2 protein-coding genes are annotated in these 1,529 nt (G+C 35.2%); both read right to left on the reverse strand.

The window, feature by feature from the left end; all coding sequences use genetic code 11:
- A partial coding sequence (locus tag FTV31_RS16785; RefSeq protein WP_218948756.1) for a plasmid replication DNA-binding protein occupies positions 1–333 on the reverse strand: 333 nt, incomplete at its 3' end.
- A complete protein-coding gene (gene repM, locus FTV31_RS16790) occupies positions 326–1,276 on the reverse strand; it encodes a replication initiation protein RepM (protein WP_180000559.1) in 951 nt (316 codons plus the stop codon). The genes FTV31_RS16785 and repM, both read right to left, overlap by 8 nt.
- Positions 1,277–1,529 lie beyond the last annotated feature (253 nt).

Here is a 1,529-nt window from a genome sequence, read left to right on the forward strand (position 1 = left end):
TGTTGATGCTGTGGCAGGTGCAACACTTTTCAGCTCAATGAGTGTTTGCATACGGTCAATTTGTTGCATTAACCGTTCTTCACGTTCTTGGTATTTTTTAACTTCATTTTCTAAATGAATAATGAGTTTTTTTGTAGATTCATCGCTATCTGATTTCGATGATTCAATTTGTTGAGATGTTTGCTCAGGCTCCCCAAAGCATCTAATTACTTCCGAAAGGTCAAATTGACCATCACTAGAGCGTGATAAACGCCCATTACGTACAGCTCTGTAAATGGTTGACCTATCAATATGAAATTTTTTAGATACTTCACTTAGCGATAACTTAGCCATTTACTATGTCCTTTTTATTTGATGGCATGTATCCCACTTTTTTTAGGTATGGGGCTAGTTCTTTGATTTTTTCAGAGTCTTGTAGCATCTCAGCAATACGAACAGCAAATTGAGGATAGCTTTCGGTTCCTTGTGAATAGCGACCCATTTCAGGGAGTTCTGAAAGTTTATTTGCAAACATATGCCGTTGAGCATCGGTCATCTTTGAAAAAAGGTCTAAGGCATTCGGATCTCTTTCTATTGATGGATTATCCTTTTTCTTCTGTTTAAACGTAAAAGAAAAACCTGAAATTGATCGACCTTTTTTATGCTGTTCATATTTTACAGTTATATCCGTATGCTCATTTATTTGTTTAATTGAAAGCTCTAAAACACGCTCTTTTAAATGAGCCATCCGTAAATATTCATTATCAAGAACGCCTAACTTCTTTCTAAATTCTTGTAGTTCTATGGTTGGGGTTTTACCAGCGCTTCGCCACTGAATTAGAAGCTCATATAAGCGAATGGCATAAGCGCTACTAAGACTACTAACTTGCTGTAATTCATATTTAGTAAATTGTTCTTCCAGTCTGGTTATGAAGGGAACAACAGCAGGTGCAAATATTAAGTCTACAGTTGCTTCATTGTCGTTATAAGCAATTTGAGATACCCAACGACTCATAACATTTCGGATATTCCCATTAGCTTTTTTCTCTTGATAGCTAAATTGACGCGCGAATAAATCCTTACAAGCATCTTTTAAGGCTTGATAAGCTGTATTACGGTGTACACCAAACTGATTGATATAACTATCTGCATGAACTTCTAATGGATCATTTGCATTAATCCCTTTCCCACTTTCCCTTGCTTCAACAATAGCTAATAAAATTAAACGTTGTTCTACTAAGTCTAAGTTATAGCTTGCGTTGATTAAGGCATTGTCTTTTACGACTAAATCTCTCATAGCCACTATTTTTTTATTGTGTATAAATACACGTTAATATTATTTGTGTACTAATGCAAGGTAAACGTAGACATATTGCAAGGTAAACGTGGACATATTGCAAGGTAAACGTGGACATATTGCAAGGTAAACGTGGACATATTGCAAGGTAAACGTGGACATATAAGAGCTAAAACCCTTTATTCATAAGGCTTTCAAGCCATTTAAAAGCATTTAAAAACTTTAAAATAATTAAAAGCCCACGGAATGAAAA

The organism is Acinetobacter sp. YH16031, from assembly GCF_013417335.1.
GTDB lineage: Bacteria > Pseudomonadota > Gammaproteobacteria > Pseudomonadales > Moraxellaceae > Acinetobacter.

What these genes read in the sequence shown, in the direction of transcription:
- repM (WP_180000559.1), bottom strand. Translation starts at nt 1,276, where the DNA reads ATGAGAGATTTAGTCGTAAAAGACAATGCCTTAATCAACGCAAGCTAT.